Genomic DNA, 8,126 nt, shown 5'->3' with positions numbered 1-8,126 from the left:
TCGATGCTCATGGCAGGAACCGGTGGAAGGAGTGGGCAAGCAAGCTGGGCATACGCGCACCCATACGCACAAACGCAGAAAACTCCGCCATGACGGTTTCGTCACGGCACCGGCTCGACGTCCTGCAGGAGTTGCGTGCGCGCCTCCGCCCACAGCCGCTGCACGCTGCGCACCGAGGTGTCCATTGCCTCGGCCGCCTCGTCCTCGGTCAGGCCGCCGAAGAAACGCAGCTCGACCACCAGGGCCAACCGGGGTTCGCGCGCAGCGAGACGCTCCAGGCTGTGGCCGAGTTCGATGAAGCGATCCGCATCCTTCAACGCAGCTTCTTCGACCTCGTCGATCGGCACGGCACGCTCGCCTCCCCCGCGCTTGGCCGCCACGCGCTCGCGCGCGTAAGCGCAGGTTACCTGACGCATGATTTTTGCCGCCAGGACAAAAAAATGCTTGCGGTTGTGCAACGTGATGCTGCCAGCACCGGCCATGCGCAGATACCACTCGTGCACCAGGCCGGTGGTGTTCAACGTGTGCTGCTCGCGATGCCTCAGCTGCGCATGCGCCAGCCGGCGCAGCTCCAGATAGGTCTCCGTCGCCAACCGGCGCAGCGCCGCCGTATCACCTTCGCCGACCGAGTTCAGCCAGTGGGTGATGTCGTCCAGCGGCGTCTGTTCCAAATCCATGAAGATCCCCTGCGGTGCATTCATGGTCATCGAAAACGCGACGATTGGCCAGATTTTCTACTACACATGAAGGTCACAGACTCTGACACCTTGGCTGGCGCGCGAGCCGTCCCGTCATGCATCGTCCGAGCAACTCCTCGAGGTCCGCCCGGACTCGTCGCGAGCACAACGCACGCTGCCGCTGAAGATCGGCGCGGATCGCCGGCGCCCGCTCATCGTCCAGCGCATCTTCGAGCAGGAGGCGATAGACACATTGGCGGGCCGTGGGCTCTTCACTACCCCAGACCGGATTAACATCAATTGCACTCGTCGAGGCAGCTCGTAGGCCGGACGCGCATGGCGCGGCCGGCTTAAGCGCCGAGCGGAATGGATGCGCGAAATGTACAACGCACGCGCAGGGAAGTTACACCTGGGCCCGATTCGCTGGCGACTCGACCATGCCCGCGCGAACAGGATTGATTTCTTGAATTACCGCTGTCCCGAATTGCATTGACTTAAGGTCGTCATCCTCCCGAATGAGGCACGCCAGCGCCTCGCGCGTTACCAGTCTGTCTTGAAGTCACTGGATTTCTGCCTTCGCGGGAATGACCAAATTGGTGCGCGCGGCCTTAAGTCAGTGCCATTTGCCCCCGCCCCATGAATTGACCAATTGCTCGATCTGTTGCCAGCTCATTCACGTCTGCTGCGCCGCTTGCGGAGACGTTGGCGGCGAGCTTTTTCCGTTGGTGGCGACGCCATGCGGATGCGGCAGCGCCGACCAGGCACAAAAACGGAATCAGGAACTGGCCGAATTGCGCGAACTGTCGAGCGATCGACTTGAGGAGCACGCCGCCCATCTGGTCGGGGCGCGACGCTGTTTCAAGCGGGGACGTTGCAAACGCGTGCAGCCCGAAGTAGAGCGCGATCGCCAACGCCACCCCTACCCACCACGGCAGCATCGCAATGAGGGTCAGGAAATCTTCGGCGGGACTGGTTTTCTTTTTGCGGGCCACGAGCTCTTCCTTGAAGTCACTGCACGTCAACGAGCCAGTTGAACCTGACACCATTCCTGGCAGCACGTAAGGAGCCTGTTCGGGAAGCAGGCGCCACGGACTCAACACGGGGATCTCCGCCGCAAGCTGTCCACAATTCGAATACCTCCGCCCCACCATCGCCAGCGACAGATCATATCTCGCGCTCTACACGGAGCGTGACCTCGCAGCAAGCGCAGAACGTTAGAATCCAGCGCAACCGTCTTCCCGACCCTCCCGCCACACCGCCAATGAAATACGACGACGCCGAGTATTACTTCCTCAACTTCGAAACCGACCTGCCAAACGAAAATGGTGGTCGGCATATCGGTCTTTTTCTGGAGTGGGCCATCCTGCGCGATCTTGCGTCGGCGGAGCTGACGGAGCACGCGAGTAAATTGCGCAGCGGTGAGACGTCAGGTCTCGAGCTGCTGTTCGATCAGTGTGACGGCAAGCTGCTGGATGACGACCTCGACGACGAAGGCAACGGGTTTGCCGCCGACTACTACGAGGCGCACCATCTGCGCGATTTCGTGGAGGCCATGAACCTCCGCGCCGATGCCGAAATCGATGCGATCTTCGGCGCCGACCTTACACGACAGCGCCGTCGTCGCGTGTTGTGGCAGCTCGATCGCCGCTATTCGGATTGGTGCCGAAAGGCCGGCCTGCCGAACAAGGAAGCGCTACTCGATCGCTTGGCCGCCGTGATGGGGCCCGCGGTCGAGGCAGTCGGATTCCCCCGCCTGCCCGACGACGGATGGGGCTCGCACGAGAAGCGAAGGTCGTTCGTTCGCCAAGGCGAATGCGGCGAGCAGCGATTCGACCTCCTTGCGGTCGACAGTCCAGAATGGTTTTACGGAGTGCGCCTCAAACTCACGGTGGACATCCCACGGCTGTACGACGCGATGTATGCAGAAAAGCAGGAAGACATCGGCATCGTCACGATCGTCCAGTACGGCGCGTCGATTCCGTTCGAGCGCCTCGCGGAGGGCTGGAGCGGACCGATCGATGACTACAGCCGCGACAAGGGATTCTGGATCTTCCGGGACGAAGACATCGAGCCGCTCGCCGAGTGGCTTGCCCATCGCCTGCGCAGCTTTGCGCTGCCGTTGCTGCGCGGACTCGACAGCATCGACGCGCTGGCGCTGGCGTACGGGGCGAAGCCGCCGGATTCGTCGCCGATCCATGACCCGCAGGATCCTTATGCCGCTTTGCTGTCCGCCGAGATGGCCCGTCACCCGCGGCTTGGTGCGATGCTCGATGAAACAGAAAAGGCAGTTGGCGCGATCGATGTGTCTGCTCGGACCCGTCTGCAACACGGCGCTCTGTCGCTGATCGCGCGCATTCGCCACCGCTCGCCCGCGCTGATCAGCTGAATCGGCCCACGCTGAGGGCAGAATCACTCACCCTCGCAAAGACCACTCGCAGGCCGGACGCGCCTGGCGCGGCCGGCTGGAGCGCCGAGCGGAATGAATACGCGCAAAGTGCGACGCAGTTGCAGGGAAATTACACCTGGCCCTGATTCGCCGGCCCCGATTCGCTGCGCAATTCGAGTGAGCGGCGGTGGAGGATTTTGGCCTGCGCGCCCACGAGAAAGAGTCTCGTACTTCGATCTGTCGAGGCGCGTGCGCATGCGTCAACCCGATTCGCATTTGAACGACCTGGATATCTGCGTGCTGGATCTGCGCAGGTGGCATCGCGTGCGCGGCATGCGAGTTGGCCCTTTGCACTGCCCTCCTGCGTGGATGAAGATAGGCCTGCCGGAGTCGACACATCCATGAACCCCATTCTTTCCACGTTTTCACTCACCCGTTCGCGCGTCGCCGTACGGGCACCGGTTCCTCGCGCACTTGCGTGCCTGCTGGCAATCGCATGCGCGCCCTGGGCGGGTGCCGCGATCCCGTTGTCCGCGGTGGGCAATGTCGCGTTGCCGAACCCCGGCGCCATCTCCCCGGAGAATGACGCCTTCGGCAGCAGCGTCGCGGTCGGCGACTTCAATGACGACGGCATTGACGACCTCGCGGTTGCCGATCGTGAGCATCCGAACCTCGTGCGCGTGTTCTTCGGGACCGCCTGGACGGTCGGGCAACCCGTGAGCCTGCCGTTCGTGATGGAGACGATCACGGTGCCGGCGGTGCCCGGCACGACGCTCGGCCCGCCGGTCGTGCTGGCGGCCGGCGATTTCGGCCACGACGCGAGCGACGACGATGATCTCGTCGTCGGCGTACCGGGCGACAGCCTGAGCGCCGACAACGCCGGCGCCGTGTTCGTCTTCGATCGCGCCAGCGGCGGCGGCTGGTCGCTGATCGACACGATCCGCCAGGGCTACGACGGCTATCCGGGCATTTCCGAAGCCGGCGATCATTTCGGAGCTGCGCTCGCGGTCGGTCGTTTCGACCAGAACGACCTTGTCGATCTCGCAATCGGTGTGCCCGGCGAAACCACCAGCGGGCAGGCGAATGCAGGCACCGCGTACATCGTGTATCAAGGCGTCGGCGGCCTGTATCCGGAGTCCGTCGAGGGCTTCTACCGCGGCTACAACGGGCTGACAGGGGTGCCGACCGCGAACGAACAGATCGGCTTCGCGCTCGCCGCCGGCGATTTCAACGGCGACGGCATCGAAGACCTGGCGGTCGGCATTCCTGGCACGACCTGCGCCGGCTTCGTCAATGCCGGTTCGGTGATGGTGCTCTCCGGCCGCGATGACCTCGAGGGACTCGATGCCGCCGGAGTGAGTTACTGGAACCAGACCCATGCGGGCGTCGCCGACGATTGCGAAGCGAACGACCGCTTCGGCAGCGCGATCGTGGCAGGACGCTTCAAACAGACGCCGCTCGGCGACCCCGAGACCATCGATCTCGCGATCGGCGCGCCCGGCGAGGCACTCGACGGAATATCGCTCGCGGGTGCGGTGAACGTGCTGTTCGGTGGTCCCGGCGGCATCACGGCCGAGGACGACCTGTTCCTGCACGAGAGCATGTTTCCGGGCGGTTCCACCGCGTCGGTGGCGTTCGGCGCGCGTCTCGCATCGGGACGCATCAACGAAGGCGCGGGCACGCGCGACAGCCTGCTCGTCGCCAGTCCATTCGCGAGCGAAGGTGGCGTCAGCGCAGCGGGCCGGATCTGGGTGATTCCATCCAGCGGCGGTGAACTCGCACCCGAGCGCGCCGAATCGCGGCGTCTCACACCCCAGTACGCGGCGTGGCCGGCCGGCACCGCCGACGGCCTCGGCTCGCAGTTGGCGGTTGGTGATTTCAATGGCGACAGTGACAACGACATCGCCATCGGCATTCCCGGCAGCGACGCGACAGCTACCGGCGCGGGCATCGTGCAAGTGATCTACCAGAGCAGCTTCATCTTCGTCGACGGGTTCGATTGATGGAGGCGAGGGTCGTTGAACGGACGATCCGCGCCCCCCCCCCGTGCAGCCATGCGATGCTCGAGCGGGCGGCGAGGCGCGAAGGCAGGCCTTCCGGGGCTGCCCGATTCGCAAAAAGGTGTCCCAAAAAGGTGTCAGGGACGTCCCTGACACCGTTTTCCGCGCGCGCGCTCGATTTCGACACGCCACGAAAAGAATTTCGATGAACGCGGTCGGAGTCGATTGCCGAACACGCGTTCCCGGTAGTCGACTTCGCGACCCGCCGGCGAGCCATATGCGCATGCGAGTTTGCGGCAAAGACGGCAGCCTGAGCCAAAATATGCGCGGAGTGAAATCACACGCGTCCGATGTTCGTGGACGATACACGAGCGCTGTCGCGCAGGAAAATTACACCCGGCCCCGTTTCCGCTTCCCACAAGGTCCTGGTGCGCCGGTGACGTCCGTTGAACAGTCCAGCGTAGTTACGCCCAAACAGATGCATCATCCGCGACAGCGCGCCCGCCTCGCTGGGTGTCAGCAGCAGATGCACGTGATTGCTCAACAATACGTACGCGTGCAACCCCTTCGTTTTCGTTTGGCGCGTTTTAACTACCTCCTTTCCCTTAGATTGGCTCTGAACACAATATCGAAGCAGCTGCTAACAACACCACACCCATCAATCCAGATGCGTTCGGTCACTGGGCTGTCAACGCCAATAAGAGCTCGATGGGGACGATCGAGTCGTATTGGACAGGGGCCTGCGTTAACGGGGGTATGTGCACTCGCGTGATGTACTATTCAAACCCGGCCGTTAACGTTGACTGGTTTCACACAGGTGTTATCAATGCGTCTAATAACGCCAAGACGATCAAGCAAGTGGCAGTTCCGACGACACTTTATCGCACGAGTGTAAGCCGCATATTTTATGATGGATGTGATGACCTCCCGAAAGCGTGTGGGTTACGCCTGTTTCCGCGTGATGCTGTATGCATGTACGTGTTGGGGAGGGCCAGCTTTGGCGGGCGATTTCATATTGCCCTCCGATGTTGGATTCGCACTTGTAGCTGCGCCGACGGATAACCTGAGGTCGGGTGAACCGATCGAAATGGTGCTTCGAGTTACGAACAACGGCGACGTGGATCTTCCACTCGTGATAGGTGTCAGCACCCATTATGTGAACGAAATCCGCTTTACCGGGATCGACGCCAGTGAGTGTGTGTTTTTTCTGATCGTGGAAGATCTTGCGAACGGCGGATACGATTACTTGTTGGACTGGGACGTAGCAAATTACTTGGTCGGAGCGCCGACTCTCACCGCGGGCGATACTCGCGTTTGCCATTTTGAAATTGCACTAACGGATGACGCTCCAGCGCAATTTGTCTTCGGCTTCAATCTATCAACGTACATGCAGGACCCTGATCCGAGTAATGATGTTGCGCTCGTAACCTTGAATCGAGCGACGGCCTCTCGCAATGCTGTGCCTTCTTTGTCTTCTTGGGCGTGCGGCATACTCGCGTTAATCATTTGCTGGATCACAAGTGCGTTTCGCCAGCGACGTGCTTCAGACCGATTTCCCCACGCTCTTTACGCCGCGAGGCACCGCAAATAAATCGTCGTCGGACTTTGGCTGACCGCAGTCCGTTTGATGCGCGTTGCTTGATCGCCTAAGCAGGCAATATGCGCTAGACCCTGCCCGGGGTGGCGGTCAGGGCGTTTTGGGAGCAGGATTTGAGCTGCTCCGCATCGCCGGCTACGCAAAAAGGTGTCAGGGACGAATAGCACTGACTTAAGGCCGTCATCCTGGCGAAAGAGGGAAGCCAGCGCCTCGCGCGTTACCCGTCTGGCTTGAAATCACTCGATTCCTGCCGTCGCGGGAATGACGAAATTGGTGGGCGCGGCCTTAAGTCAGTGCCATTCGCCCCTAGCACCTTTCGCTCTCGCACCGGTCGAGCGGCCAGATGACTTGACCAACGGTACCCGCCCTCCCCATTTATTGGGGCGTCGGCGTCATTGAAACCGGTCAGTAGTCGTAGAGCTCGAAGCCCCCCGCCTTCAGCGGCGCTTCGTCATTGCAGCTTGCCGTGTACTCGGAGCCGCCTCCAATCGCCGTGATCGATACCGCGCAGTTGCGGTAACTGGTGGCACTCCCTCGCACGTGAACTTTTACCGCGTTCGAACCCAGCGGCGGCGTCAGGTTGTAGAGCGCCGGGTTGTAGGCGGGGATCGCGATGTACTGTTGGCCAGCGCTGAGTCCATCGTAGTTGACGGACATGCCTTGGTCGAAGTCAAAGGATGCAGGAGTCTGCGTGGTCGGAACAAAGGCGACCGTGACAGGCGCAACGACCTCCGCACAATAAGAGGAGATCGGTACAGGATCGTTCTTCACGGAGAATGCCGTCGTCTGCAAGCCGCCCGCCTGCAACAATTGGAAGCGCGGCGCACAGATGAAAGAGGGACTTTGGGAATTCGTTGGCGTCAACGTGAGGACGATCATCGAATCGCTCGCCGAACACGGATAGCGCCAAGCGACCACATCAACCGGTGCGCGTGTTCCGTAGGTCAAACTGGTGTGCACCACCGGCCCCTGAGGGGTCAGCGGAAGCGGCGCAGCACCGCACGTATTGGGCAGCGGAGTCGTCGTGCTTACTGACGTACTCTTGACGAGTTGATCCAACGCACGTGAACTCTCGATCGTCGACTCCTCAGGCGCCGCTGCCGCGTGACCGGAGCATGCCGCCAGAGCCGCGACGATTGCCATTCGCTTCATTCCATTCCCCGTTTTGTTGCCGCTCGCGTATACAGAGTCTCGAGCCCGTTTTTCAGATTTCGTCAGGCCCAGCATCGACTGCGTCGCGTGCAACATGACCGCGATTTAATTACCTCCGTCCCCATTAATTGGCGATTTAATTACCTCTGGATCGATCCCGATTTTTCGGACAGGTTAATTAGGCAATTGCCAGTTTCTCGAACTGCTCGGGTGATTGGTAGTCGAGCCCGGTATGCATCCGTTGCCGGTTGTAGAACACCTCGATGTATTCGAACACCTTGCTTCGGGCTTCGTCGCGGGTTTCGAAGCGCTCG

At 61.4% G+C, this 8,126-nt stretch carries 8 protein-coding genes; 3 read left to right on the top strand and 5 right to left on the bottom strand.

The window, feature by feature from the left end; translation table 11 throughout:
• Positions 1 to 101: 101 nt before the first annotated feature.
• Positions 102 to 707, bottom strand: coding sequence for an ECF-type sigma factor (locus ABIV12_RS16340; RefSeq protein WP_348061283.1), 606 nt, complete (start codon positions 705 to 707; stop codon positions 102 to 104).
• A 578-nt stretch (positions 708 to 1,285) separates the two neighbouring features.
• A complete protein-coding gene (locus ABIV12_RS16335) occupies positions 1,286 to 1,735 on the bottom strand; it encodes a hypothetical protein (RefSeq protein ID WP_348061281.1) in 450 nt (149 codons plus the stop codon).
• A 203-nt stretch (positions 1,736 to 1,938) separates the two neighbouring features.
• On the opposite strand from ABIV12_RS16335, the gene ABIV12_RS16330 reads away from it, so the two are divergent.
• Positions 1,939 to 3,063, top strand: a complete 1,125-nt coding sequence (locus ABIV12_RS16330; RefSeq protein WP_348061279.1) for a hypothetical protein — start codon at positions 1,939 to 1,941, stop codon at positions 3,061 to 3,063.
• 401 nt (positions 3,064 to 3,464) lie between these two features.
• Positions 3,465 to 5,066 (top strand): FG-GAP repeat protein, encoded by a 1,602-nt coding sequence (locus tag ABIV12_RS16325; RefSeq protein WP_348061278.1) that lies wholly within the window; start codon positions 3,465 to 3,467, stop codon positions 5,064 to 5,066.
• Between the two features lie 334 nt (positions 5,067 to 5,400).
• Here the strand turns inward: ABIV12_RS16325 and ABIV12_RS16320 are convergent, their stop codons facing one another.
• Positions 5,401 to 5,625, bottom strand: a complete 225-nt coding sequence (locus ABIV12_RS16320) for a hypothetical protein (protein ID WP_348061276.1) — start codon at positions 5,623 to 5,625, stop codon at positions 5,401 to 5,403.
• A gap of 435 nt (positions 5,626 to 6,060) precedes the next feature.
• Here ABIV12_RS16320 and ABIV12_RS16315 point away from each other — a divergent pair, with 435 nt between their 5' ends.
• The gene (locus ABIV12_RS16315; protein WP_348061274.1) at positions 6,061 to 6,654 is read left to right on the top strand and encodes a hypothetical protein; all 594 of its coding nucleotides are present in this window, start codon (positions 6,061 to 6,063) and stop codon (positions 6,652 to 6,654) included.
• Positions 6,655 to 7,065: 411 nt separating this feature from the next.
• On the opposite strand, the gene ABIV12_RS16310 is transcribed toward ABIV12_RS16315, so the two are convergent.
• Complete coding sequence (locus tag ABIV12_RS16310) at positions 7,066 to 7,803, bottom strand: hypothetical protein (protein WP_348061272.1); 738 nt, start codon at positions 7,801 to 7,803, stop codon at positions 7,066 to 7,068.
• Between the two features lie 187 nt (positions 7,804 to 7,990).
• Positions 7,991 to 8,126 (bottom strand): IS3 family transposase (locus ABIV12_RS16305; protein ID WP_348061285.1); only part of this gene is annotated, 136 nt, incomplete at its 5' end.

Source organism: Dokdonella sp. (assembly GCF_039926425.1).
Taxonomy (GTDB): Bacteria; Pseudomonadota; Gammaproteobacteria; order Xanthomonadales; family Rhodanobacteraceae; genus Dokdonella_A.
Note: the sequence above shows the minus strand (reverse complement) of the source record. Positions and strands in the feature narration are given on the sequence as shown.